Raw genomic sequence first — 24,782 nt, forward strand, 5'->3', positions numbered from 1 at the left:
CGGTATAGCGATGGCAGGCAGGAAGGATTTATTTAAAAATATCCTCACCGAAGAAGAAAAAGCCCGTCCCTACGCCTCATTGTACGGCAAGGCCATGTCGCCCGTATCACCGGACATCCTGGACATTATCGAAACGGGTCCCATGGACCCCCGTAACACCCTCCCCTTTGAAAACATAAACGATCTTTTAAATCCCGGGTACCATGCGGTGGAAACGGGATACTGCCGAATGCCAGACAACAGCTGTTATGTTTCAGTCCTGACAAAGATGCCCGGGTTGACCGGCAAAATGATCGACTGGTGGTTCGCCTGGCATCCCCTGGAAAGCCTGCGCTACAAAATGTGGTATCCCGGGGCCCATTTCGGCAATTCAGTTCAGGATATTGCCAGGGCATCGGATACGCGGTTATCACTGCGGGAACGCTACTATCACAATACCAATTACGCCGTTGAGGATATCGGCATCGGCCCGGACATCATGGCCATTACCTTTTTTCCTCCCGAAGAATACGGCTTCGATACGTCACGCTTTGAAAAGGCCGATGTCGCCACGGTCATCTGCGCCCTGTGCGGCTCTGCCACGAAAAAAGTCACCCACACCAACATGATTCATTTCGTGCGCAGCACAAAAGACGGTGTAGAGATGCGCAGCCGATTCTGGATCGGCCGAAAGCTCAAACTGGATTTTCTTTCCGGGAACTCCATCATCAACAAACTGGCCGACACGAAACCGGTGCGCGGTCTCGCCATCCCGAAACAAACACCCCATCTCATGGCCCGGCACTGCGCCTTCGAATACAGCAACCTGGCCGCTATTCTGCCCGGCCTGTACCGGGAATACGGAAAAGCCTGACGCTAAATCCCGCGACGGAAAAAAAGAGAATCACCTCATTTCCCAAGGAAAAAAATGTTGGAATTTCCCCCGCCGGGGACTATAGTAGAAGTACGGAAAGCTTTAAAATCCATCAACAGGCACAGGAGGAACACAGCCATGAAAAACGATGACCGCCTTCAAAACCTGGAAATCAAAATCGCTTTCCTTGAAAAAACCATCGAGGACCTGAGCGAGGCCATGGTTGAACAGGACAGGGTCCTGGATGACATCAGAAAAGAAATCGCCGACATGCGAAAAAGCCTGGACAAAGATGAAATAGAGCTTGAACCCTATGAACCTACGAGGGAGTGAAGTGTTGGGCCTTGCCCGGCTTTTCAATAAACTTCGTCATGACTTCCAATATCAATTGGAATTATCATGTCATCATCAATAATGAAATCAATGGAAATTCGGTAAGAAATATTTATAGACACGGAATATAGTTCTGAAAGTTTTCCTTTTAATTTATGCAATTTAAGAGAAGGATGCTGTGGATTAATTTCTAATAGCTTCAAAGTTTTTTCATACTGAGAAAGTAAATCAGGATGTTTTTTGATAAATTTTTTTGCTCGTTTATTATAACTTTCAGTGTAAATAATTTCAGCCACGAGTAATTCTCTTTATATGTTTTTCAACTGACTCTTTAAAGACTTTTCCTTCTTTAATATCTTTTCTTGATTCATGTAATGCTGCTTCTAATTCACATTCTCTTAAATAATTGTACTTTTCCATTGGAAGAATAACATATTTGTTTTTCCCTCTTACGGTTATGATAACTTCATCGCCTTCAGAAGTTTCCTCATTTAAAATGGATATTCCTTTAGTTTTCAGGTCATTTGCTGTTATTGTTAGTGTCATTTTTATAATCCTTATATTAGTACTGTTTACAGTACTAATATAAGGTACATTTGTCAAGTTTTTACAGAAAGTTGAGAAAAATTTTTCGCATAACGTCCGATTCATTTTAAAACAAAGTGAGCTCCGCGTGTTCGCTGTTCAACGAAGTATTTCAGGAATACCGGAATATAGTAGTTTTTGTATAGGGGATGCATTCCGGCTCAGAGAATCGGAGGAAGTAGCGGTTTAACGATTAAAGTTCAATGTTTAAAAGGATTCCGGTCCTGAATCTCCCATAATGAAGCGTGACAGGACGTCACGCGTGTGCGAGGACGGCACAGGAGGTGCCATCCGCAGTGTTATCATTGGTTCATACTGCACAGTGGTTCACCATATCCCATTCTATTAATTAATCAGATGTAAGCTAATAATTCTCACAATCCGATGATAAGTCCCAGCGGCGCATGAGCGACGCTACAGGACGTAGCAAGTGTCGAACGCTGACAGGATGTCAAAAAAACGTTCGACCTGCCAAGCCGCTCTGGCGTTTGAGCGAGCGCGACCAACAGGATGTTGGAAGTGCCGGCGTAGGCACGGATGCCGTGAGCCGGCCCGGGGAGGTCGAGGAGGGGGCGGCGCAACTCCCTCCTCGCGTTCCAGTCCCGGACGCCTCGGGACTCACTCCCCGACCGGGGAACCCGGTTAAACTCAAGCCATAAAGATGATAACCCCTGTGAGGGTTATACAATAAAACTCAATCCGATTCAAACGCGCCAATAGACCAGGGAACGGTCCGCGTGTTTCCATTAATATCCGTAGTAAACAGTGCAGACAGATTTTTTCCTCCCTGTTTTACGGACAGGGGCGTTGAAGAGGTGCATGCAAGTGTAGATACATTTACATAGGGGTTCACATTCAAATTCCCGTGCCCCGTGGGACGTATCATGGGGCCGCCATCGGCATTGACAAAATTCCCGCCTGCAACCGAGGTCATATACGCATCATAAAAAATATAATCATCATCCCGGTACAGAGCCGTTGCGCAATTATAGACCGCGTTATTGTCAACGGAAAGCGGATCGCTGTCGGAGAATTCCTCACATATCCCGAAACTGTTCATAGCGGAACCGCCGGTAAGAAATATTATGTTATTGTTAATATACACATGACCTTCGGTTAAGGTGATCCCGGAAGCCCCCAGGTCCCCGTCACCGCCGTCTATCGAGTTATTATAGATATAGCAGGTGATGTTATCGACCTGCGATGTCTGGTTTGCGATACCACAAGTCTTCATCGCATCGAAACCGCTCGTTTTTATTACATTATTGACGATATACGTCGCCGATCCCGTGAGAGTGATTCCGTATATTACACCGTCCGTGGAAAATTCATCTATGATATTATTCATTATCAAAGATGCAGAGTAATACTCATCAATTCCATAGGCAGCGGTAGTGCCTCCTCCCCCGTGAATATGATTGCCGATTATCCGGGCGCTTGTGTAATGGGTATTGATCCCCCTGGTATACACAGGGCCGTCCCCGCCATGGATATCATTATTCTCGATAACCGGCGAGCCCTCCCATGTCGTTATACCATAATTCTCCGAGCCTGTGCTGCTGCCGCCGTAAATAACATTGTTCGTAATGGTGGCGGAAGCGCCGTCCATGAAAATTCCCGAGTTATATTCACCGGCTCCGCCTCTTATGGTGAAACCGTCTATACAGGCAGACGAGGTTATATTCGGACCCAGATATATCACCCTGTTAGGATAGGAAAAAGAACCGGAGTCTACGGTGGTGGCGTCCCTTATCGTCGTGGTATAGACCGCAGGATTTCTCATACTCCAGGAGGTTGAATATCCGCCGTAAAGAGAGACATCTTTTTTGATGCAAACTCCGCTGGAAGTATGATCGCCGATCCGGTCTGCCCCATCCACGCTATAGACGCCCTGCGACACATGTATTTCACTGAAATTGTGCGAAGCAGCGATATTCACGGCGAATTGAATGGTCTTAAAGGGTTTTGATTGTGTCCCGGTGTACGAATCGCTTCCCGCAACACTCACATAGAGAACATCATCTTCGCCGTAACTTATCGTATTGCTGCCGCCGGGATCATCCGTTGATGTACCGCTATCTGACGGAGCAGATACATCGCATGCCATTGCAATTACAAGCGCCAGGAGAATTAATGCAGATATCATACCTTTTTTCATCATACAGATCACCTTACCCATCAATAAAAAGATTTCATTTCCATAATTCAACGGGGTGACATTTCAGCGACGCCCGGTGTGCCCTGTCATGGAACAGCTTAATGCATGATAGATAAAAGTCGACGATTTAGTCAATATCTATTTTGCTCTTTTTAAGCGTCTCGGCTTGCATGCCGCAAAAGTGCGAAGCAATGATATCGGGCGTACCCCTGCGCATTGCCGTTTAGATATTCAGGAAATTGCGCCGCCGGAAACCAGTCCATGAAACACAACGCGGGTTATCGGAATCCGTTCCTGATACCCAACAGGTCAAATTATCAGCAGAAAGTTCCGGACAGGCAAGGGTTTTTAAATTTGACGAGTCGTGGAAAATTCATGCACAGGGAGATCACGCGCTGCAGGGCTGTACTCTGTCCGGTTTACATGAACAGGCTGGAACAGTAATTTCGGAGATACTCCCGCCGCCCTGGCCCGCAGGAATATCTCCTCTCAGGAAACGCGCACTGAATCGATCAATACATGGCTTCTATTTGTTCCCGGTACTTGTCCATCACGACTCTTCGCTTCAGTTTCATGGTCTGTGTGAGCATGCCGTTCTCAAGGGTGAAGTCTTCGCTGATAAAACTGAATTTCCTGGGAATTTCATATCCGCCGTATTTCTTCTGCAGCAACGCTTTGATTTCATCGATGATCATTTTCTGGATTTCGGCATTCGATACCAGTTCATCGGGGTCCGTAGAGATATTTTTTTCCCTGGCATATTTTTCCAGGACGACGAAATCGGGAACCACTATGCACGTATTGTATTCCCTTCCCTCCCCGTAGATCATTGCGTTGGCCACTACGGGGATCAGGCGGATATCCTCTTCCAGCGACGCGGGAAAGACATATTTGCCGTTCTCCAGCTTGTACTGTTCCTTGATACGCCCGGTGATGTGCAGGTACCCGTCCTCGTCAATCCGGCCCCTGTCGCCGGTACAGAATCCGCCGTCGTCGGTCATGACAGCCTTCGTAGCCTCGGGCTTGTTATGATAACACTTCATAACGTTAGGCCCATAGACAACAATCTCTCCGTCACCGATCACCGGATCTCCCTTGCTCGTATCAATGACCACGCGCACATCCTCCATGGCGCGGCCGACGCTGCCGATACGATAGGCCGATGGGCAGCTCATCGTGACGCCCGGCGAGGTTTCGCTCAGGCCGTAGCAGTCGTAAACGGGAATGCCGATATCGAAGAAGAAATTGGATATCTCGGGATTCATGGTCGCGCTGGCGGTCATGGCCCCCTCGAGTCTTCCGCCGAAGCCCCGGCGGATTTTACTGAACACGATTTTATTGGCAATGTAAAATGCAATATTGGTTATGAGGCTGGATTTACCATCTTTCGCGAGCAGCCGTTTTTTCCTGGCGCTATCAACACCCATGACGAACAATTTTTTCGGCAGGCCTCCGGTTTCATTCATTCGAGCCCAGAGCCCGTCATATATCTTATTGAATACGCGGGGCACGGCGACGATAACCGTGGGCTTGCTGATGGCGATATCTTCACCAAGAGTTTTCACCGACCGCATGAACACGATCGATCCGCCGAATTGAAAAAAATTATAGAGCTCCGCCGTCTGTCCGAAAGAATGGGCCCAGGGCAGTATTGACACGCTCCTCGCGTCCTCACGTCCCTGATCGGGATAAAGAAGAAATCCTCCGCGTGCGTTGCTGGTAAAATTTCCGTGGGTGAGCTCAACACCCTTGGGCTCACCGGTCGTACCGGATGTATAGACAAGGGCCGCCACATCATAGGGATCGGGCTTTATGGACGCCACGGGTTTTTCTTTTCCGGCTTTCTCCAGCGCGGCCATGCTGTTATCCTCGTCGCTGTCGATTACAATAATGTGTCGCAATGAGGGGATTTCCGCCGTAAAGTCCTTAACCATATCATGAATTTTTTTATTCGCAACGATGAGCACTTTCACCGCGCTGTCGCCGATAATATATTTCCAGGTCGACTGCAATTCCGCTTCATACATAAGAATATATGTCGCACCCAGGCCATAGGCGGCAAAAGCACCAACGGCCCATTCGGGACGGTTATCGGCAATAATGCCCACAGCGTCATTTTTAGTGACACCAAGCTGGGCAAGCCCAGACCTGAAGTTGTCGACTCTCTCGCCGATCTGGCTATATGTCAGCCAGTCGATGGCGCCGGCTTTATTGATTTTTCCGAAAAGATTGTTCTCCGGCCATTTCCTGACAGCATCTTCAAAGAGATCCACAAGATTATCCGGTTTGTGATATTTATACATAATTACCTCCGACTGACAAGTTTTTCATAAAAGAGTTTTTATATTTAGTTAAATTTGAAATACCTTGCTTTTTCGTCAACCCATAAAAAACCGTATCTCTGCCTTTTTATTCCTTTTTATTCACTCCCGGAGTTGCTTCAGCACATACACCGCAGACAACAGAAAAGACTTTCCCGGGGAATGTTTATGCGGATTTACTTCACCCGTGCACATAGCCGTCAAACTGCTTTTCCAGCATGATCTTCAGAACAGTGCGGTCCATCTCGATCATTCCTTCCGTACTTATGGTTCCAATGTTCTTCATAGTCCCCTCGGGAGTAAGGGCGATAATGCCGTCAGTGGGCTGCACTCCCACACCGTGAAGAGAGAAGAGAGCAGACTGCACAGCCGTACCCGCCGCCGTCGCCAGCTTCAGGGAACAGGCCGCTTTGGCGCCGTCGCATATGACGCCGGCTAGGTCGCTCACCAGGTTTTTAATGGCCGAGGCCATATGGCGCACCGAGCCGCCCATGAGATAAGTGATCCCGGCGGTTGCTCCGGCCCCCGCAGCCACCGAACAGCCGCACAGGGCGGAGAGGCGGCCCGTATGGGCCTTTATATAGGCAGTGACCAGGTGGCTCAGAGCAATGGCCTTCATGACGCGGTCCCCGTCCTCAACCTCTATGAAGGACTTTACGGCCCAGATTGGAAGAATTGCCGTGAGACCGTGATTGCCGCTTCCTGCGGAACTCATGGCAGGAAGTTTCACTCCCCCCATGCGGGCGTCCGAAGCACCTGATGTGAGAATCCGTGCGGCAAGGACCATGTCCTTTTTCAAAAGACCCTCGCACACCAGACGCTCAAAGGCGGCTCCCACGCCCATTCCGGAAGCAAAAGCAAGGCCGTGTTCCGCCAGGCGTGTGTTGAAACGCACTCCTTCCATAAGAAAAGCCTCGTCCTCTTCATCCAGTTCCTGCAAAAGGGACACGAGTCCTTCCAGGGTGAGCGTGCGCAGCCATTCCTCGATTTTTTCAGGGTTCGCGCTGCTTTCACTCCCTATGCAAAGGAGTTTGTGGTCCGGGAGGAGAGAGCCGTCGAGCTTAAGGAAAGTAATACGGTCATGAAGGTTCTCAATGACTGCTTCGGCCTCTTCATTCGAAGTACGGATACGCGCCCGGATGTAGAGTTTACCAGTCGCGGGCCTCACCTCAACGCTGACTGCCCTCCGGTTTCTGAGAACTTCCGCCTTCCGGATATGTTCTCCGCTCACCGGCTCCAGCACTTCCAGCTTTCTGTATGGATCGCCCCCTATGGCTCCCAGAAGGGCCGCCATATCGATTCCGCACAATCCGTTGCATCCCGGAATTGCCACTGCCATCCCGTTTTTAAAAATGTTCGGGTCTACAAGTATCTCCAATGACTGAAGGCCGTCCTTTTCCTTCAGAAGACTCGCCGCGGCCGCAGCGCAGAGGGCAACAGCGCTGGGTTCAGTACAGCCCAGAGCAGGAGCTACTTCAAAACGCAGGATGTCCTTGATACTGTATGTCATAAATTACCTCTACCCTATGGATACATAAGGGAAAAACCTGTCAAGAACATAATAGAATTCGAGCTCAGTTTCTTTTTTTATTGACTTTTCTGCCATAGCCCGTTAAATGGAGAGAAATATGCGGAGTTATCCATACCCAGTCAGTAAAGGAGAAATAGTTATGATGGAAGAAAGGAAAAAGAAGCCGGTTCAGGAACGGTCCATCGCTACCAGGGAAAAAATCATAGTCACTGCGGAAGAGCTTTTCGCCCATCACGGTTTTGAGGCCACCACCACTAATATGATCGCCAGGGAGGCGGGAGTCTCCATAGGAAGCCTGTATTCCCATTTCAGGGACAAATGGGAGATATTCCTCATCATCCTGGACCGGCATTCAGACCTGGTGTACCGGTACGCGGATTCCGCCCTGGCAAAGCTTCTTGAGAAGGACCAGAGTCTTGCGGAGGCGGTGAAAATTCTCATACCCGGCCTCTATTCCATCAATAAACGTCACGGCAAGCTCAACAGCGAACTGGAACGCTTCATACACGTTGACGAACGCGCCGCCGGCCTTGATGAGGAATGGGAAAAGAAGGAGGACGAACTCATTATCCGCTTCCTTGGGCATTTCCGCTCCTCCATCCGCATCGGCAGCCTGCCCGCCACTGCGCGGCTCATAAACCTTCAGCTGCGTGTGCTTTTCAACTATCTCTTTAAAAACCAGTCAAGCCTTGACGTCAATGAATACCTCGACGCGTATACAGAGTTGCTTCTTAATTCAATAGATAAATCCAGTTAAAGGATGGAGGAAATGAGATGAAAAACGATCTTGAAAGGGAAAGAAAAAAGGGCCTCAGCATATGGTATCTGAAGGATGTGCTGTTTCACCGGAAACGCATCGGAAGCAGGCACCACACTCCCGGGTTCGGTCTGGCGGCCCAACTTTTTTCAGTCATGTGCAAACACATTCTCAAAGCCATGGGGCCTGAGAAGGGAGAAGAGCTGATTAAAAACGCGGTGGAGGAGTTCGGACTCGAAAGGGGCCGCCGCATTGCCGGAGTAGTAAAGGGACTGGGAAAGCCCCTCTCCTTCAAAAACTGGCTCATTTATACCGACGTGGACGGCGGCAACTTCCCGGCAAAGGTGTCGATAGAAGACGGATCTCTGGTGGCCTGTGTGGGGAACTGCTCCTTCGACAAGGCCGCCAAAGACTGGGGCCTGGAAGAGTGCGCCCGGCACTACTGCACCCATGTGGACTTCGCCATCCTTAAGGGATACAATCCCGATATCCGGCTGGACCTTGACCAGCGGTGGCGCACCGGCGAGAATTATTGCCGCTTCAAATACGGCATCAGGGAGAAGTGAATATTTTTAAACCATCCTTCCCTTGGGGCTATCTAAAATCTAAGCCACGACAAGCAATTGGCGCAATAGGTTTGAGCTAGCCCCTATCAGCAAATTATACAGCTTCTTTAAATTATGGACCATGCTTATAAGACCGAATTCACCATTTATTTTTTAAATTCCCCTCAGATTGAATCTTTTAAAATTCATATTCCGCTTTATATTTCCAAAGACACTTTCCACCTCAATACTACGCCTTTTTCGCAAAAAAATGCCCTTCTGTGAATCAAGAAGCATCCATCACAACTTTCGCATTCATAGCGCCCTATGGTATAATAAAAACCATGGGCATCTATGAGTTCATGGCGCTCATCCTTTTTTTCCTGGCAGGAATCCCAGGAACAAATTGTATCATCCAAAAAAACAATTTGACTATACTCTATTAATATGTTTTAAATTTATTAGTATAATTTTATATATAATCCCGGGAGTTGTGATATGAACCAAATAAAATCAATTTTAATACTTGTGGTAGTTCTATGTTCACCATTTCTGTTTTCAGGATGCAATTCAGGCAGCAGTGACAATTCTGACTACAAGATAGAATTTACTTTAGACGGGACACTGTATACACTTACAGGCGGGTATGATGACCCGTCAGGGGTTGCTGAAGGATGTATGCGGGATGACGGAGATACCTTTATTGCCGCAAGTGATGCTGACGATACCGGCATAACATTATATCTGAGATTTAAAACAACTACCCCGGTGGCAGGCACCTACAATGAAGAGGAAACTAATAGATGCTTTAATTATGAGAATGATGGCACTATATACTATGATAATAGTAATCTTGATGATTTCACCTTTACTATAACTGAATACGGAAATGTCGGAGGCGTAATAAAGGGAACCTTTGAAGGAGATGTTCAAAATCCTGGCGCTTATGGTATTACAAACGGCTTTTTTGAGGTTAAGCGAAAGCCTGATAATACAGTCAGTTCAGATGGCTGACAATAATATTCTGTATCAGCCTGTTTTACTGCATTGAGCCTGATGCAACTGGCGTACAGGATCAGCGGGCCTTTCATCCGGCTCTGATATTTTTGTGCCGGCCTGAAATATTTTTAAACACTTCAGGCCGGTGTTGATTCCCTGCTGAATATTTTAGCAGAAAGTACCGGACAGGCAAGGTTTTTTTAAATTTTTTATAGTATACCGGCGACAGAGATTCCCCTGTATCTAAATATATGGATCAAGGTAATCGGTATACTTCATCGTAGATTTGCTTTGTTTTCTTCATGAAATACCTCCTGATCTATTGACAGGTGACATCCTATATATTCCCTGTGAAAAATTAATAGTATTTTTTACCTATAAAATTAATCTGCTACCGCCGCAAGCCCCGCAGGGAATGAATTTTGTGCTTTACTGATTTGCCTGTTTCCCTCCATTTTGTTTTAAGCCGGTAAAACCAATTTGCGACAAACCTGCCGAGATACGGAGAACCTGATTTACTATTGCATGAAGCAGCAATTGGATCGGGAGGACTACTTCACCTTTTTAAAACCCTGTGCCCCCGTGTCCCTGTGGTGCTCTTTGATTTTCCTGTAAAATATGTCCCGGCACTATTATTTGAGGCATCGTGCAATAATGAAAAAGAAAAAAAAGAAAGTATTCAGAGAGCTGGCCGATAAATACCGCTGCGACGGAACCACGCCGCGCTGCGCCCATTTCGGGCTCTGCGGCGGATGCATGTTCCAGGACATCCCCTACGGGAACCAGCTCCTGCTGAAAAAAGAATACATCAACAATCTCCTCGAGGGACTGGCGGTCATAGACAAGGTGAGTCCCGGCGAACCCTACGATTATCGGAACCGCATGGACATGGTGACGGCCTTCGGGAAGGTAGGCCTGCGGGAGCCTGGCAATTACAAGTCCGTGGTGGACATTGATTCCTGCGAGATCATGCAGGAGAATTCCCGTGACCTGTATAAAAAAATAGCTCCCCTGGCACGGAACATCGAGGGATACAACTATCTCTCCCACAAAGGGTTCCTGCGTTATGCGGTGATCCGCCAGGCCCGGTTCACGGGGCAGGTTATGGCCGGCCTGGTCGTGGCCCAGAATGACGACCGCCGGACCCTCGACGGGCTCATAGAGGCCGTCATTGACGATACGGACTCCCTCTCCATCATTACCCAGGGGGGTCTCGCGGACCTGAGCTTCGGCGAGATCACGGAAACCCTGAAGGGCGGCTTCATTGAGGAAGATTTCGACGGAGTTCGGTTCCGCATAACGCCCAATTCGTTTTTCCAGTCGAATTCCGCCGTGGCCCTGGAAATGTACCGCGAGATAAAAAAGGAGACCGAAGGCCGGGTCCTGGACCTCTATTCCGGTGTGGGGACCATTTCGCTTTTTGTCGCAGGCCAGGCCGAACATGTCACGGGCATTGAAATGATAAGCGAGTCCGTTGATAACGCCGGTATAAACCGTGAGCTGAACGGCATATCCAACGTGGAATTCATCTGCGCCGACACGCGCCCCTTCCTGAAAGAGCACCAGGGCGCGTACGACACCCTCATCATGGACCCGCCGCGTTCGGGAATGCACCCGAAAGTGACAAAGGCCGTGAACGAGATGAACACGGAAAAGATTATCTACATGTCGTGCAACCCCGCCACCTTCAGGGACGACCTGCTCATCCTGGAGAATTACCGGTTAGAGTCCTTCCGGGCCTGGGACATGTTTCCCCAGACGCCCCACGTAGAGACCCTGGCGGTACTGAAGAGGAAACAATAAGAATTCACAGGAAGATCGAGAAGGAAACAAAAAAAAACATGCCACGGAGACACGGGGGCACAGAGAGCTAGAGTGAGCGATTATGACTCTTCAATAGAAAATTAAATAAAATTTATGGATAAAAATTATAATGGAGGAAAATAGTACTAACAATGCGCCGATTCTGGTGAGCGCCTGTCTTCTGGGCGTGCGGTGCAAGTACAATGGCGACAGCAACACGAACCGCCGCGTCCTGGAATACGTGAAGGACCGGCCCTTCATCCCCGTGTGCCCTGAACAGCTGGGCGGACTTCCCATACCCCGGGAACCGGCCGAGATCAGGGGCGGCTTCGTGGTGAACCGGAAGGGTGATGACGTCACGGAACAGTTCATGCGGGGAGCGGAAGAGACCCTGCGCATCGCCGGCCTTACCGGGACCCGGTGCGCCATCCTGAAAAACGGCTCGCCTTCGTGCGGTTCAACGAGAATTTATGACGGGACATTTACGGGAAAGCGTATTGAAGGTGCGGGACTGGCAACGCGGCTCCTGCGGGAAAACGGCATTGAAGTCATGTCCGAAGAGGATCTGGTTCCCTGAAGTGACGGCCGAGGAATGACGGTCCAAAGTTCAAGGTTCAAGGTTCAATAATCCTGACCGGAATTTTTTTGAACCTTGAACTTTATTTAAGGAACCACGATGCAATATCCAAAAATTTTTATTTTTCCAGGTGACTACAAAGCGATTACTGCCACTGTGCAATCATTTAAAACTATTCTTTTGTAAAGCCTCTTGTAATATCATATGATGTATATCTGCGGGCTGCAGTCGATCCCAGTAACGAATCATTGCTCCATTTATTGCAATTACCATCGCCCATATATAAAATATCATTCTCAACTTTGATGATATCATACCAGTTATCATTCACATATGAAGTAATATTTTTACGCACATTAACCACCCAGGTAGTAATTTCAGCACCATCAACACAGTCACCATAAGAATTACATTCTTCTACCAGACTATTCGTATATAAAGTCATATAAGCGGAAACAGTAGATAGATCCATCAGCATGCCACCGTTATATTCACCACCTGATGAAAGCTCCATTATCCATTCTTCTTTTTCACTAACAACACCGTCAATAGAACGCCATTCTTTGATAAACGTAATTTGATCCCCGGTAATTATTAATGTCTGTTTACGATATTCATCAGTAAAATCTTCATCATAAATCCATGTTCCTGCATAAATACTAAGAGTTGTTACTATTTGCGGGGCATACAATGATTTGTTGCCGCTGCTATCCTGAACGAGAACAGCGAAATAATATGAGGTACTTTCAGCAAGCTCATTTACAACATATGAATTACAATTTACAGTCCAGTCCATGACAAGACTGGTCCCGGTTACAGCATCTGCTTCGGCAATTGTATCTATTTCCTCGGCAGTTGCCGCCATCACAAGCTTGTAACTCAGTTGATTCTGCAAAGTGCTATTGTCAGCAGCGTAACCCCAACCGACTGCTACTGAATTTGATGTAATATCTTCGAATGATATTTCATCACCCGATGCCGGCACTGTTATATCCGGCGTACTGACCATTGTAGGGGAATAAATCGACTTGTTGCCATTGCTATCCTGAACGAGTACAGCGAAATAATAATTCATGCCGTCTGTAAGTCCCGTTACATCACAGGAAATGGTATTTACCGCCCAGTCTAAAATTAATGCGTCTCCTGATATTGCATCAGCTTCATCAATAGTATCTATCTCTTGCGAAGTAGCTGCCATTACAAGCTTATAACTCAATTCATCTTGCGCGGTGCTCTCATCTTCTGCCGGCCACCATGTAACTGTAATCGAGTTTGCCGTAATATTGTTGAAATCTATCTCAGCACCGGGTGTCGGTGCGGTTGCATCCATGGTTTTTACCGTTTGAGGAGAATAAATTGACGCGTTACCGCTATTATCCTTAACCAGAATCGCAAAATAATATGATGTATTGTCATTCAAACCTGTTACATCATCGGTAATAGTATTTACCGCCCAGTCTAAAATTAACGCATCTCCTGATAATGCATCAGCTTCATCAATAGTATCTATCTCTTCCGCAGTTGCAGCCATTACAAGCTTATAGCTCAATTCATCCTGCGCGGTGCTGTCATCTGTCGCAATTCCCCAGCTAACCGTAACCGAGTCAGATGCAATATTAGTGAATGTAATATCCGTACCGGGTGTTGGAGCTGATAAATCTGCGTCGTCTCCCGGGCCTGAATCAACTTCGCATGAAACAAAAAATAACATTGCCAAAAATAATACTACAGCTGAAACCTTGAATCTGTTTTTCATTGTTTACCTCTAAATATTCTAAGCTAATTTTGTTATTCAGGAATTTCCGCCTCAACAAGTCTGAAGGTAAGCGGACATAAATAGCGTCCGACCATCATGGCAATTCATCTCATCGCATTAGCGAAGCTGATAAGGGGTCCATCGGTCACAAAATAATGATTGCGACAATATATACATTTCCTGCATATTTTACTTTGTTCATATATTATATTAGTGTTTATTTGTCAAATAAAATACTATAATTGCAGTCTGGATTTAATGCAAAGCAAATTTCACCGCCAGAGACCAGCTACTGGCAGGAAATTCAGGGCAGGCAGGGCTTTTTAAATTCTTACCGGGAAGTCAAACAATAGATATTAAAAATAGTAAATCTTTCAGTGTCTGCAGCATTAAACCTGATTTGTTTTCATAACACATAATATTTTATTAAAAACAGCAGTCCAATCCCCATACTTACCAGAATCACTATGAGCCCCAGGAGTTTTCTTGTGTCAGGTATTATCGGTGCCACATGGGTGCCCTGTGAAAAATATGCCATAGAGCCGGTAAAAATGGAAATGATAAAAATAACAGTCTGGACAACAAGAGAGCCTATGGTGAAGTAACGGTGGCTGCTCATGAGCTCACCCAGTGATCCGGACATAAATCCGGCAATATAGATTACTGGAAAGATTACGATTATTGAGATAATCCCGGCCATAAATGAATCAATCTTATCAGTCGATACGGAATATTTCCTTTTTACAAAAAGGATAAAAGTAATAATGCATACTGCGTATAGAAAAATGATTTCATGGAACAGGGTTATGGGTTTAAAAAGAACAGTATAATTCATTCATTTCGCTTCCTTATAAGTTATTTGTATTCTCTTTCATGAATAGAGAAAGAAGAAAAACCGTAAACAGTCAAACGGACAGAACCGGAAAAGCAGCTTCATGCCCGGCGAGCGGGAAAAAGATTTTTGACTTTCCATATTGTTCCGGCATAAATTTAAAAAAACCTTGTACGCCCGACAATTTTTGTCAATAGTTAATCATGAAGGCTCTGCAAAACCAGTTCAGGTGATACAACACATCTTACTTGTGTTGCTTGTACTGAACTTTGTCGAAGCACTTGTGTCGACCGAAGCCCAGGCATCCAAACCATTTTCTGATGACCAACAGGTTAAAGTATTGACAAAAAATTACGCGGCTATATTGTGTATATTGAATAAAATATGATTGTTTAAACCTTAAAATATGATTACGGGGATGGAATTCCCCTGAAAGAGCGGCGGGCTGATCCATACGCAAATTTTCTGCGCCCCCCGCGTTAAACCATATTATTGAGGTTACGACAATGAACCACGAACACCCTGCATTATCCGGCTGGAACAGCTTTTTCGAAGATCAGTACAGGAAAATAATTATAGAGAACCCCGAACTCATCCCGGGTCGGGTCATTGAGGTTCAGAGGGATATGTACCGTATCCACGACGGAACCCGCGAGCTGAACGGAGTACTCACCGGCCGTTTCTATCATGGAGTAGACCACGCTTCCGAACTTCCGGTAACCGGTGACTGGGTACTCTTCCGCAGCGGCGGAGATGACCTGGCCGTTATAAACCGCGTGCTTGACAGAAAGACAATTCTCTCCCGCAGAAAACCGGGCGCGTCCGTTATGGAACAGCCGATAGCCGCCAACGTCGACATAATGTTCATCGTACAGGGACTTGACGGCGACTACAATCTCAGGAGACTCGAACGATATCTCCTGTTAAGCACCGGCAGCGGAATACGTCCTGTCGTGCTGTTCAACAAGTACGACCTGATCAACTCCGGCGGATTCGACCCTGACACGGTAAAATCCGTAACCGGGGATATCCCGTTTCACCTGGTCAGCGCCCATGACAAAACCGGATTTGCCTGTTTCGATGATTACATGAAGCCGGGAATAACGGCAGTCTTTGCAGGATCTTCCGGGACCGGGAAATCATCCATCATCAACGTGCTGCTAAACGAGGAGCGCCAGTCGGTCCGCGAGGTGCGCGCCGATGACTCAAGGGGCCGCCACACAACAACGGGCAGATCTCTCTTCATTCTTCCAGGCGGAGCGATGGTAATCGATACCCCGGGAATGCGCGAGCTCGAACCATGGGACGCCGCAGATGATATGGATAATATTTTCGCGGACATTAAACGACTCGAACCCGACTGCCGGTTCAAAGACTGCACCCATTCAGGCGAACCGGGCTGCGCGGTAACCGAAGCCGTATCAGAAGGCAGACTCGCTCCGGACCGGCTGCGCAGCTGGCACAAGCTGCTCCGCGAACAGGAATATCAGCGCTTCAGGGCCGACGAAGGTGCTGACTTTGAACGTCGCCGAAAAGAAAAGAAATTTAAGAAGGAATGCCGAAAAATTATGTCAGAGAAAAACAAAACCAGAGATAGCGGTTAAGATCCTCAATTATGTTCCATCCGGACGGTATTATTATTGACACTTGACGGAGTCTCTGTTATTTTTATTCCGCAAGTAATTTTTGATAATATCCGTCGGGATGACAACACCGTACCGGCAGCATAAAAAATAATCATTCATTTTTAAGAATTACCATGAAAACAGAAACGTTCAAAAAATTTCTGGCAATGCTCCCCCTCCTCGCAGCCCTTTTGCCGGCCTGCTGTGGCGATATTAAAATATCTACAGCAGAATATAGCAATACGGGCGGAACGCGCTATGCAGTAAATGCCCAAGACCTGGAAGAGGTCCTGGACAAGGTACGGGATGACATCGGTCAGAATAGCTATGAGGCCATAAAAAGCGCTTCCGTGGCAATACTCCTGCCCGACGGCTCCATGGTCTCCACCGTTTCGAATCCTGAAAATGATCCCTACCCGGTCGCATCGGACATGAAGTTCAGCATAGGCAGCACTACAAAAACCTTTGTGGCGGCCTGCATTTATTCTCTGGCCGACCAGGGAAAACTGGCCCTCACCGACACGCTCCAGAAGCTGCTCTACGACACGGGTGTGCTGGACGAAACGCACCGGGAAAATATCGACCCCAATATCCGCGTCCTTGATCTTCTCACCCATACCTCGGGCATAGATGATTTCCTGGGCGACCTCTACTATTACACTCTGGGCCAGGAGCTCTACGACCTGGAGGAAGGCGGCACCTTCGAGCCCTGGACGCCCCTGAAAACGCTCAGTTTCGTATCCTCGCCCGATTTTGATTTTGACTTTCTTGATTTCCTCAATAACGAATTCAATTATTCAAACACCAACTACATACTGCTGGGGCTTATCATCGAAGAGGTCACGGGCGGCAAGGTCTATCCCCTGATAAAGAAGACGCTTCTCGATCCTCAGGATCTGGCCAGCACCTTCATGGTGGGCGTGGAGCCCTACTGGGGCCTGACTTCTCTGCCGGGAACCAGCGCCCTGGGATTCGAGAAAAGCATTGACCTGGATACGTGGCAACTTATCTGGGTAAAGTCGAGTACATTGCTGGACGTCGACGCCGTGGGTCTCTATTCATCCACATGGACAAGCGGCAACATGGTATCCACGGCCGCCGAAATGGCTGCCTGGGCGAAATACTACTACGAGTTCCAGAAGGACCACGGCAATACCGACGAAAGCGCATTGAACTCCATGTTGATGACATCATCATATTTCAAGGACCGTAAATACGGGACAGGGATAGTATTCCTCAGGCATGAAAGCTCGGCCGAGCTATGGGGCCACACGGGCACCATTGTGGGTTTCAGCACCCTCGTTTTCTACATGCCGTCAAAACAGGTGGGAATAGCCATACTCCTGAACAGCCACCGCGCGGCCCGCTGGGACGTCCTGAACGGCGTGGTCAATTACATCAACGAAAACATGTAACCTGCAGCCGAACAGATTTACCAAAAATGTCATGGCAAATACGGCGGGAATGCCGGAAAACTACCGCCTTCCATGCTACTGCAATATGGAAAGATAAGCAGGAGCGGTACCCACGGTAACTGTTGTGATTACAGTATTTGTTGTCCCGCTTATTACTGAGACCGTACCGGAACCGCTATTGGTAACATATATTCTATTAGCCGCTGAATTAACGGCAACACCGGTTGGAGTGGCACCCACCGTTATTGTTGTAACTAAACTGTTCGTGTTGCCGTCAATAACTGTTACCGTCCCATCGCCCGAATTGGCAACATATATTCTATTAGTAACCGGATTGATATCTATTCCAACGGGGGAACCGCCTGCTGCTATATTTTGAATGACCGTATCGGTTGCCCCGTTGATTACAGAAATATCATCGCCGTAATTGTTTGTCGTGTAAATTCTATTGGTATTTTGATTGATTGCAATACCATAATTATTATCGATTAAAGATGTAAGGTCAGTGACTGGTGTTGCCGCATCGGTTGAGCTGTTGATGACAAATACCTGGCTGCCCCCCCAGTCGGCTACATAAATCTTGTTAGTCACAGTATTTATTTTTATATCACTGGGATATGTCATATTAGCTAAACTATTTGCGATGGGGTATCCGGTGCCGGAGATAAGCGTATTTGTTGCTCCATTGAATACTGAAACCGCGGCATCATATTCCATGGAAACATAAATTTTATTTGTATTTAAATTTATTGCTATTCCGCCGCTATCGTAATTGCTGCCGGGAAAATCAGCGGTCAATGTCGCAATCGGGGTGTCCGTATTCCCGTCAATCACCGTCACATTATTACTGTCGATATTTGAGATATATATTTTTTTACTTGTTTGATTTATCGCGATAGCATAGGGACTTGCCCCTGCACTCACTGTAGTGTTAATTGTATTATCCAGACCATTTATTACCGATATGTTGCCGCTTCCACTATTAGCAACATATATCTTTCCCAATACAGACTGCATTGTGATTAAAATAGTATTCGATTCACCGGCCCTGAGAGAAACCCGTGAAGTGCCCGCATAAAGTAGTTCATTTGCCGAATCTTTTGCCTCTACCGTAAAAAGACGCTGGTTTCCCGAGGGCACTTCAAGAACAATTGATGCTACATCAGATGCATAACTATTCTCAATCGTCGACATGTCAGGAGCGGTTACCCTGACAGTGATAGACGCGACATTTGAAGGCACCTGCGCGTGGGCCTCGGCAGCAAAAAATCGCAGTACTCTATCAATGAGCGACTGGTCCAGACAGGCATTCGTTGATTGTGATTTGATATTAATAATAACCGTTGAGTAGCCGTTACTAAGGGAACATTTGTAAATTGAAAGGCTCATGGTCAGAATTAAAATAACTGGCAATACAATTGTCCTGTCGCTTTTCATATTTACCGCCTCACGGATTAATATTATTGCCGATTGAAACTTTTAAAATTATAATCCTCTTCCATTTTATTGTAAACCACAATATTGGATATTCATAATTAATCATGTACAACGAATTCTTCCTGCCCCATGCCATGATTTTTTGTTTCAAATGAAGCAATGCATAGCAGAAATAAGCGAAAATCCTTATTAATTATGACACTGGAAAATGAAATTTATTCGTATCCGATCTCCGGTGTCAATTTGACCTTGCCTCTTGCAAATACGCCGTTGCCCCGGGCGATTTCCCGGCCGTCCTGGTCATAAAGAACCGATTCAGCGAAAAATTGTGTGCTTGTCGAATTCACGACTTTCCCTATGGCCTTAACGGTCCCCGTTGAAACCGGCCTGATCAGGTATGTGGTAAAGGATGTGGTCAAAACAAAAACATCGTATACCAGAGAATTGACGGCGAACCATGCCGCGTTGTCAAGGGCCAGAAAATACATTGATCCATGCAACGCGCCGGCAGCGTGAAACAACTCTTCTCTGACCGGCAGGGTAATCTCGGCCTGTCCTTCGCTGACAACGACACGTGCCCCGGCCAGCTTAACTATGGGCGCGGAATGCATCATGTTTTCGAGTTTTCGATAATGATTTTCTTTTGTCATGACCATACTCTCATATAATTTGATATTCAGAAAATTTCACACCGTGCATTTTCTAAAGCCAGACACTATTTATAATCCACAGGAATAGAATCTACCTCCAGAGGAAATTCATAACCGGCCTTCCGGTATATTTCACGGATTTTGAGAATATCCGCCACCTTATCATCACCGGGAATCACTTCTCCAAGCCAGCGGGTAATTTTTTGCTCATTATCCAGATACCAGCAGAGAATGGAAACATTTGCATTTTTGGCAATATGCCAGAAGCCGGTTTTAATGGTCTTCACATCTTTGCGGGACCCCTCGGGAACAATGGCGAGAAAAAATACATCTTTCTCTTCAAAGATCTGCACCATCTGCCCCACAACACCCTGAGACGCATGTCTATCAACAGGAATACCGCCCATCATTCTCAGAAATAAGGACATTGGCCATCTGAACCATTCTTTCTTGATCATGATATGCCCGGTTATTTTGGCAATCCTGAACCCGGTAAAAGCACGGACCGTGTCCATATTTGTCGTGTGGGGAAAACCTATAATCACATGTTTATTTGAAAAATAAGGAGGAAGAGGCTCAAAGCGCCAACCCATGAGCATGTATAATCCTTTTCCGCATAGACTTAACAAAACTTTCATTTCAACTCCTGTTTCCGATTCATTGCTGCTTTATAAGGGACCCACTCCTTTCTGACCAGATCGGATATAGATATCTTACCACATAGCAGACCCGCCTGTTCATACACAACACATATTCAACTTTTTAAAATTATTCATCATATTCCATGTGGGTTGTTTCAATGTGTTTCATCCAGCTAAGCCTGCTACTGATGACCGTTATGTCAAATTAATAGCAGAAAGCTCCTGGCAGGCAGGGGATTTTTTACATTTTCCCATGGATAATTTCCAGGCGTTACTTGTCGGGGTTCCTCGTCAGGATCTGGAAAAGTTTTTCCATTTTAATTGTTAATGAAAAACCTTATTTTTGCAAGGTGCCCATAAGTCTTTTCCGGGGATATCTCAGTATCCCCTCCAGCGAAGGAATCGGATCACGGGTTCCAGAAGTCCGCGCACGGCGGCACGAAGCGCCGGTCTCGGCGAAATCCATGCAGCCACGGCAGGGCTGAGCCGATAGTAGAGTGCGACCAGCAGCCTGCCCGGCAGGTGCGGTTTAAGAGCGGAATCCCTGAAGCGCCTGAGGCTCATCACCTCGGCCGCCATGGGTGTACCGTAAGCGGCAGTTGCAATAAAGCAGCGCATGTCGCCATTCTCCCGACCAGTTGCTTCGCCTCCATCAAGCATAGCCTCCCGGGAAGGCGGGTTCTCAAGGATTGCGGTACTGACGTCCCCGGTCATGGCGAACACCAGTTCGACGTCGCGGTCTTTCTCTCCCCCCTCCCGTTCTTCTTTGGTTGCGGCCGGATCGTTGCCGGCAACGTCCAGGATTTCAGAATTCCCGTGACGGATCATACGGCATACAAGGGAGCCGGTGCCGTCACCGTTGTCGCGAACAGAAATATTGCGCCACTCCATGGGCCATTCAATAATAGCGCAGGTGTTGATATTCCAGTATCCTCCCGCACCATCCACGGCCTTCACGGGGGTGATGGCATTGACATGCGAGTGCCCGTTGATGTGGGCTATCACGTTGGGGTATTGACACAGCGTCTTTCTGAACTTCGCGGCCTTGATGTCGCTCATCGGGTCCATGAAAGAGGTCTTGCCCGATCCATCCTCGGGAGCCGCGCTGTGGTGTGAGAATATCAGGCAAAGCTTGTCCTGGTTGTCCTCGATCTCCTGCACCATCCATTCGTACTGGGTTTTGTCAAGAACACCCAGAGAGAAGGTTTCCCGAGGGAGCTCCTCCCAGCTCCACAGGCCCGAGACTGCCGGGTCATAAGAGTTGAAATTGGCGGTATTGAGCACGATGCAGTGTATATAGGGCTTTGGCGAAAAGCTGTAGTATCCCTGCCAATCCCGGTAATTCTGGTACGGCTGGTTGTCAAATCCGTGCCAGTAGGGGCCGGGGCTTTCGTTCGAGGTACTGTATTTTTCTATGGTCTCATTTTTACTGCTCAGCTTCTTCATGAGCGGCAGGGCACCGAAGAGCGGGGCCAGGATGCCGAACAACAGACCCTGGCTATTAAAGGTCCCGATATATTCCACGTCATGGTTGCCGATGGTCGCATACCAGGGCACCCGCAGTCCCTCGGGCGTGAAGTCTTCCCGTATGGCGCCGCTTTCCTCCAGGCTCTCGAAAGTCGGTGATTTTATCCCGTCGGCTATCTCGACAAAGAGCGTCAGCTCTTCCTCGGTATCGGTGTCCGTATGATCACCCGTGGATATGACAAAATCCATCGGCGACTGCTCATGATGACTATTGATGGAGCGGATTACTTCATCCCAGGTCTGGCATGACAGGTCTGACTGGTCACGCTTCACTGAATCGATGACCGAATCCAGTAGGTCCAGGTTGGCGTCTTTGACTCCCAGCCATTTAAGGTTTTCGAGCCGGAGAGGTCCCTCTACATTGGTGATATGAACGTCTGAAACCTGGGCAATATTGAGAAGCTCGGCCCTAAAGCCCGTTGCGGCAGCCTCGTTTGGAACAATACCCAGTTCATCACGCAGCACCGGGGCAGTGATGGCGGCCAGAAGCTTCAAAGGCCGGGCAAAAAACAGAAGAGAGCCTGCTGACCCGGTAAGTTGCATTAACCGACGACGTGATATGTTTTTCATAGAAACCTTCCCGTATCGTTTCCGGATTTTTTTATCAGGGAGTAAGTAGGCGGAAACATGTCCGGTGAGCCGGAAATATGCTTCCATCAACGCTTCAAGAAACAGCTATGAACTGATAATAGCAGGGAAATACCGTCTGGCAAGTCTTTTTTTGTTTTCGTGAATATTAATTAACAGAAAGTTTCGGATCGTCAAGGCGTTCCTTTTAATTTTTAATAATCTTCATCGGCCCAGCCCACATCGGTTAAAAAGTCATCATAGGTACCGGGGTAGATGCTTATCCTGTCGTTATCGAAAACAATCAGTTTGGTTGCAACGCTTCTCAGGTGCATCTCGTTGTGGGTTACCATAATAACCGATCCGTCAAAATCATCTATGGCCTCGATGAGAGAATCACAGGACTGCATATCCAGGTGATTCGTGGGCTCATCGAGAAACAGCAGGTGACAGGGAGTCACCAGAATTTTTCCCAGAATCACCCGGCTCTTTTCACCGCCCGATAACACTTTTATTTTTTTCAGGGCATTGTCTCCGGGAAACATGAGCCCGCCGGCGATACTTCTGGCCCTGAAATCGTTGCATGATTTATCGGCGCTTTTTATTTCTTCAAACACGGCCCTGTTGTCATTGAGATCGAGCTTGTTCGTCTGTCCGAAATATCCCTCCAGCAGGGACTGGTGTTTTTTAATTTCACCGCTCACGGGTATAAGCTCACCGGCAAGGAGCTTGATGAGCGTTGATTTGCCTTTACCGTTTTTCCCGATAATGCATATCCTGTCTCTTTTGCCCACGGCGATGGAGAAATTTTTAATCAGAAAGGGCTCCTTTCCATTATACGAAAAGGATATATCCTCTGCGGCCATCATCTGGCCCGCTGCGAAATGAGCACTGTTGAAATAAAGATCGAGATCTTCAATTTCTTCAAGGGCCTTCATCTCGCCCTGCTTCTCAAGTTTTTTGACCCGTGACTGCGTACGGCTGGCAAAACTCGCCTTGGCCTTGAACTTCGCGATGAATATTTCCTCCTGCCTTCTTTTCTTTGCTTCGTTCAGGCGTGTTTTTTCATAAATCTCTTCTTCCTGGTTGATCATAGTATAGAGCTTATCAGTATCGCCCTCAATCTTCTTCGCCTTTGTCCGGTGAATTGCGACAATGTGCGTTGCCACGCTGTCCATAAAACTTCTGTCATGAGTAATTAAAATAAATTCGCCGTCCCATGATTTGAGAAAATCTTCAAGCCATCGTATCGCCACAATATCGAGATAGTTATTGGGCTCATCAAGCATGAGCATATCGGCATCGGACACGAGGAGTTTTGCCAGGTTCATTCGGATCTGGTAACCCCCCGATAACTCGGCCGGGTCCCGCTCCATATCACTTTCAGAAAAGCCGAGACCGGAAAGTATTTTCTCCACTTTCCAGGTATCATACTCTTCACCGGCGGGAAGCCCTAAAGAACATTCTTCGAGAACAGTCGGTTGCGTAAAACGAAGATGCTGTTCCAGGTGTCCGATGCGGTAATTTTTCGGAACATTGATATTTCCGGAATCAATCTCCACATTCCCGAGAATCATCTGGAAGAGCGTTGTTTTCCCGTGACCATTTCTTCCCACCAGGCCTATTTTTTCACCGCGGTTGATACTGAGGCTGAGGTCATCAAAAAGCACCTGCCCGCCGAAGGTCTTATTCAATCCTGAAATCTTTATCATGTGCTATCGCCTTTTCTTTTTATATAAACGAACTGCCGTCATAGAGAAAGCACTCCATGAAGAAAGCTCATTACGTTTTAATGCATTGAGGTTCCCTGGTTTTTGAAGACTGAAAAGTGAACAATTGACGGGACATTGCCGGGGAGGCAAGGATTTTT

The 24,782-nt window shown here is 47.3% G+C and carries 23 protein-coding genes; 10 read left to right on the top strand and 13 right to left on the bottom strand.

Going from position 1 to position 24,782, the window contains the following annotated elements; genetic code table 11:
- Positions 1-10 precede the first annotated feature (10 nt).
- Entirely contained in the window at positions 11-853 is an 843-nt protein-coding gene (locus CVV44_10515; protein PKL38315.1) for a hydrolase, read from the top strand.
- A gap of 54 nt (positions 854-907) precedes the next feature.
- A complete protein-coding gene (locus tag CVV44_10520) occupies positions 908-1,186 on the top strand; it encodes a hypothetical protein (protein PKL38316.1) in 279 nt (92 codons plus the stop codon).
- 23 nt (positions 1,187-1,209) lie between these two features.
- Here the strand turns inward: CVV44_10520 and CVV44_10525 are convergent, their stop codons facing one another.
- The 3 genes from CVV44_10525 to CVV44_10535 form a co-directional block, all read right to left on the bottom strand.
- On the bottom strand, positions 1,210-1,482 hold the full coding sequence (locus tag CVV44_10525; GenBank protein PKL38317.1) for a plasmid stabilization protein: 273 nt from the start codon (positions 1,480-1,482) through the stop codon (positions 1,210-1,212).
- On the bottom strand, positions 1,475-1,732 hold the full coding sequence (locus CVV44_10530; GenBank protein ID PKL38318.1) for a prevent-host-death protein: 258 nt from the start codon (positions 1,730-1,732) through the stop codon (positions 1,475-1,477). Before CVV44_10530 ends, CVV44_10525 begins: the two co-directional genes overlap by 8 nt.
- A gap of 733 nt (positions 1,733-2,465) precedes the next feature.
- Positions 2,466-3,950: a hypothetical protein gene (locus CVV44_10535; GenBank protein PKL38319.1), complete on the bottom strand. Its 1,485-nt coding sequence runs from the start codon at positions 3,948-3,950 to the stop codon at positions 2,466-2,468.
- Between the two features lie 240 nt (positions 3,951-4,190).
- On the opposite strand from CVV44_10535, the gene CVV44_10540 reads away from it, so the two are divergent.
- Positions 4,191-4,373 carry a hypothetical protein gene (locus CVV44_10540; protein PKL38320.1) on the top strand — a complete coding sequence of 61 codons (183 nt, stop codon included), beginning with the start codon at positions 4,191-4,193 and terminating at the stop codon, positions 4,371-4,373.
- Positions 4,374-4,441: 68 nt separating this feature from the next.
- Here CVV44_10540 and CVV44_10545 read toward each other — a convergent pair whose 3' ends face one another.
- Together CVV44_10545 and CVV44_10550 are read right to left on the bottom strand one after the other, a co-directional pair.
- Positions 4,442-6,232: a long-chain fatty acid--CoA ligase gene (locus CVV44_10545; GenBank protein ID PKL38321.1), complete on the bottom strand. Its 1,791-nt coding sequence runs from the start codon at positions 6,230-6,232 to the stop codon at positions 4,442-4,444.
- 199 nt (positions 6,233-6,431) lie between these two features.
- Positions 6,432-7,760, bottom strand: a complete 1,329-nt coding sequence (locus CVV44_10550; protein PKL38322.1) for a serine dehydratase subunit alpha family protein — start codon at positions 7,758-7,760, stop codon at positions 6,432-6,434.
- Between the two features lie 106 nt (positions 7,761-7,866).
- Here CVV44_10550 and CVV44_10555 point away from each other — a divergent pair, with 106 nt between their 5' ends.
- Both CVV44_10555 and CVV44_10560 read left to right on the top strand, forming a co-directional pair.
- Positions 7,867-8,538: a hypothetical protein gene (locus CVV44_10555; GenBank protein ID PKL38323.1), complete on the top strand. Its 672-nt coding sequence runs from the start codon at positions 7,867-7,869 to the stop codon at positions 8,536-8,538.
- Positions 8,539-8,555: 17 nt separating this feature from the next.
- Positions 8,556-9,104 carry a hypothetical protein gene (locus tag CVV44_10560; protein ID PKL38324.1) on the top strand — a complete coding sequence of 183 codons (549 nt, stop codon included), beginning with the start codon at positions 8,556-8,558 and terminating at the stop codon, positions 9,102-9,104.
- A 153-nt stretch (positions 9,105-9,257) separates the two neighbouring features.
- Here CVV44_10560 and CVV44_10565 read toward each other — a convergent pair whose 3' ends face one another.
- A complete protein-coding gene (locus CVV44_10565) occupies positions 9,258-9,380 on the bottom strand; it encodes a hypothetical protein (protein ID PKL38325.1) in 123 nt (40 codons plus the stop codon).
- A 381-nt stretch (positions 9,381-9,761) separates the two neighbouring features.
- Between CVV44_10565 and CVV44_10570 the strand changes: the two genes are divergently transcribed.
- From CVV44_10570 to CVV44_10580, 3 genes are all read left to right on the top strand, one after another.
- Complete coding sequence (locus tag CVV44_10570) at positions 9,762-10,097, top strand: hypothetical protein (protein ID PKL38326.1); 336 nt, start codon at positions 9,762-9,764, stop codon at positions 10,095-10,097.
- A gap of 603 nt (positions 10,098-10,700) precedes the next feature.
- A complete protein-coding gene (locus tag CVV44_10575; protein ID PKL38327.1) occupies positions 10,701-11,885 on the top strand; it encodes a 23S rRNA (uracil(1939)-C(5))-methyltransferase RlmD in 1,185 nt (394 codons plus the stop codon).
- Between the two features lie 130 nt (positions 11,886-12,015).
- Complete coding sequence (locus tag CVV44_10580) at positions 12,016-12,462, top strand: DUF523 domain-containing protein (GenBank protein ID PKL38328.1); 447 nt, start codon at positions 12,016-12,018, stop codon at positions 12,460-12,462.
- A 172-nt stretch (positions 12,463-12,634) separates the two neighbouring features.
- On the opposite strand, the gene CVV44_10585 is transcribed toward CVV44_10580, so the two are convergent.
- Together CVV44_10585 and CVV44_10590 are read right to left on the bottom strand one after the other, a co-directional pair.
- Complete coding sequence (locus CVV44_10585) at positions 12,635-14,218, bottom strand: hypothetical protein (GenBank protein PKL38329.1); 1,584 nt, start codon at positions 14,216-14,218, stop codon at positions 12,635-12,637.
- Between the two features lie 406 nt (positions 14,219-14,624).
- Complete coding sequence (locus tag CVV44_10590; GenBank protein ID PKL38330.1) at positions 14,625-15,053, bottom strand: hypothetical protein; 429 nt, start codon at positions 15,051-15,053, stop codon at positions 14,625-14,627.
- Positions 15,054-15,556: 503 nt separating this feature from the next.
- On the opposite strand from CVV44_10590, the gene rsgA reads away from it, so the two are divergent.
- Together rsgA and CVV44_10600 are read left to right on the top strand one after the other, a co-directional pair.
- Positions 15,557-16,654 (top strand): ribosome small subunit-dependent GTPase A, encoded by a 1,098-nt coding sequence (gene rsgA, locus CVV44_10595; protein ID PKL38331.1) that lies wholly within the window; start codon positions 15,557-15,559, stop codon positions 16,652-16,654.
- A 155-nt stretch (positions 16,655-16,809) separates the two neighbouring features.
- Entirely contained in the window at positions 16,810-18,090 is a 1,281-nt protein-coding gene (locus CVV44_10600; protein PKL38332.1) for a hypothetical protein, read from the top strand.
- A gap of 75 nt (positions 18,091-18,165) precedes the next feature.
- Here the strand turns inward: CVV44_10600 and CVV44_10605 are convergent, their stop codons facing one another.
- The 5 genes from CVV44_10605 to CVV44_10625 form a co-directional block, all read right to left on the bottom strand.
- Positions 18,166-18,534, bottom strand: a complete 369-nt coding sequence (locus tag CVV44_10605) for a hypothetical protein (GenBank protein PKL38605.1) — start codon at positions 18,532-18,534, stop codon at positions 18,166-18,168.
- A 1,208-nt stretch (positions 18,535-19,742) separates the two neighbouring features.
- Positions 19,743-20,177, bottom strand: a complete 435-nt coding sequence (locus CVV44_10610) for a thioesterase (protein PKL38606.1) — start codon at positions 20,175-20,177, stop codon at positions 19,743-19,745.
- A 65-nt stretch (positions 20,178-20,242) separates the two neighbouring features.
- Entirely contained in the window at positions 20,243-20,815 is a 573-nt protein-coding gene (locus CVV44_10615; GenBank protein ID PKL38333.1) for an acyl-phosphate glycerol 3-phosphate acyltransferase, read from the bottom strand.
- A 381-nt stretch (positions 20,816-21,196) separates the two neighbouring features.
- Positions 21,197-23,002, bottom strand: coding sequence for a hypothetical protein (locus tag CVV44_10620; GenBank protein ID PKL38334.1), 1,806 nt, complete (start codon positions 23,000-23,002; stop codon positions 21,197-21,199).
- A gap of 125 nt (positions 23,003-23,127) precedes the next feature.
- Positions 23,128-24,624, bottom strand: a complete 1,497-nt coding sequence (locus CVV44_10625; GenBank protein ID PKL38335.1) for an ABC transporter ATP-binding protein — start codon at positions 24,622-24,624, stop codon at positions 23,128-23,130.
- Positions 24,625-24,782: the final 158 nt, after the last annotated feature.

Source organism: Spirochaetae bacterium HGW-Spirochaetae-1 (assembly GCA_002839375.1).
Lineage (GTDB): Bacteria > Spirochaetota > UBA4802 > UBA4802 > UBA5550 > PGXY01.

Bases quoted from the DNA above. Each gene is read 5' to 3' on its own strand.
- CVV44_10515 (PKL38315.1), top strand. From the start codon at position 11: ATGGCAGGCAGGAAGGATTTATTTAAAAATATCCTCACCGAAGAAGAA.
- CVV44_10520 (PKL38316.1), top strand. From the start codon at position 908: ATGTTGGAATTTCCCCCGCCGGGGACTATAGTAGAAGTACGGAAAGCT.
- CVV44_10530 (PKL38318.1), bottom strand. From the start codon at position 1,732: ATGACACTAACAATAACAGCAAATGACCTGAAAACTAAAGGAATATCC.
- CVV44_10535 (PKL38319.1), bottom strand. From the start codon at position 3,950: ATGGGTAAGGTGATCTGTATGATGAAAAAAGGTATGATATCTGCATTA.
- CVV44_10540 (PKL38320.1), top strand. From the start codon at position 4,191: ATGAAACACAACGCGGGTTATCGGAATCCGTTCCTGATACCCAACAGG.
- CVV44_10545 (PKL38321.1), bottom strand. From the start codon at position 6,232: ATGTATAAATATCACAAACCGGATAATCTTGTGGATCTCTTTGAAGAT.
- CVV44_10550 (PKL38322.1), bottom strand. From the start codon at position 7,760: ATGACATACAGTATCAAGGACATCCTGCGTTTTGAAGTAGCTCCTGCT.
- CVV44_10555 (PKL38323.1), top strand. From the start codon at position 7,867: ATGGAGAGAAATATGCGGAGTTATCCATACCCAGTCAGTAAAGGAGAA.
- CVV44_10560 (PKL38324.1), top strand. From the start codon at position 8,556: ATGAAAAACGATCTTGAAAGGGAAAGAAAAAAGGGCCTCAGCATATGG.
- CVV44_10565 (PKL38325.1), bottom strand. From the start codon at position 9,380: ATGCTTCTTGATTCACAGAAGGGCATTTTTTTGCGAAAAAGGCGTAGT.
- CVV44_10570 (PKL38326.1), top strand. From the start codon at position 9,762: ATGCGGGATGACGGAGATACCTTTATTGCCGCAAGTGATGCTGACGAT.
- CVV44_10575 (PKL38327.1), top strand. From the start codon at position 10,701: ATGTCCCGGCACTATTATTTGAGGCATCGTGCAATAATGAAAAAGAAA.
- CVV44_10580 (PKL38328.1), top strand. From the start codon at position 12,016: ATGGAGGAAAATAGTACTAACAATGCGCCGATTCTGGTGAGCGCCTGT.
- CVV44_10585 (PKL38329.1), bottom strand. From the start codon at position 14,218: ATGAAAAACAGATTCAAGGTTTCAGCTGTAGTATTATTTTTGGCAATG.
- CVV44_10590 (PKL38330.1), bottom strand. From the start codon at position 15,053: ATGAATTATACTGTTCTTTTTAAACCCATAACCCTGTTCCATGAAATC.
- rsgA (PKL38331.1), top strand. From the start codon at position 15,557: ATGAACCACGAACACCCTGCATTATCCGGCTGGAACAGCTTTTTCGAA.
- CVV44_10600 (PKL38332.1), top strand. From the start codon at position 16,810: ATGAAAACAGAAACGTTCAAAAAATTTCTGGCAATGCTCCCCCTCCTC.
- CVV44_10610 (PKL38606.1), bottom strand. From the start codon at position 20,177: ATGACAAAAGAAAATCATTATCGAAAACTCGAAAACATGATGCATTCC.
- CVV44_10615 (PKL38333.1), bottom strand. From the start codon at position 20,815: ATGAAAGTTTTGTTAAGTCTATGCGGAAAAGGATTATACATGCTCATG.
- CVV44_10620 (PKL38334.1), bottom strand. From the start codon at position 23,002: ATGGAAGCATATTTCCGGCTCACCGGACATGTTTCCGCCTACTTACTC.
- CVV44_10625 (PKL38335.1), bottom strand. From the start codon at position 24,624: ATGATAAAGATTTCAGGATTGAATAAGACCTTCGGCGGGCAGGTGCTT.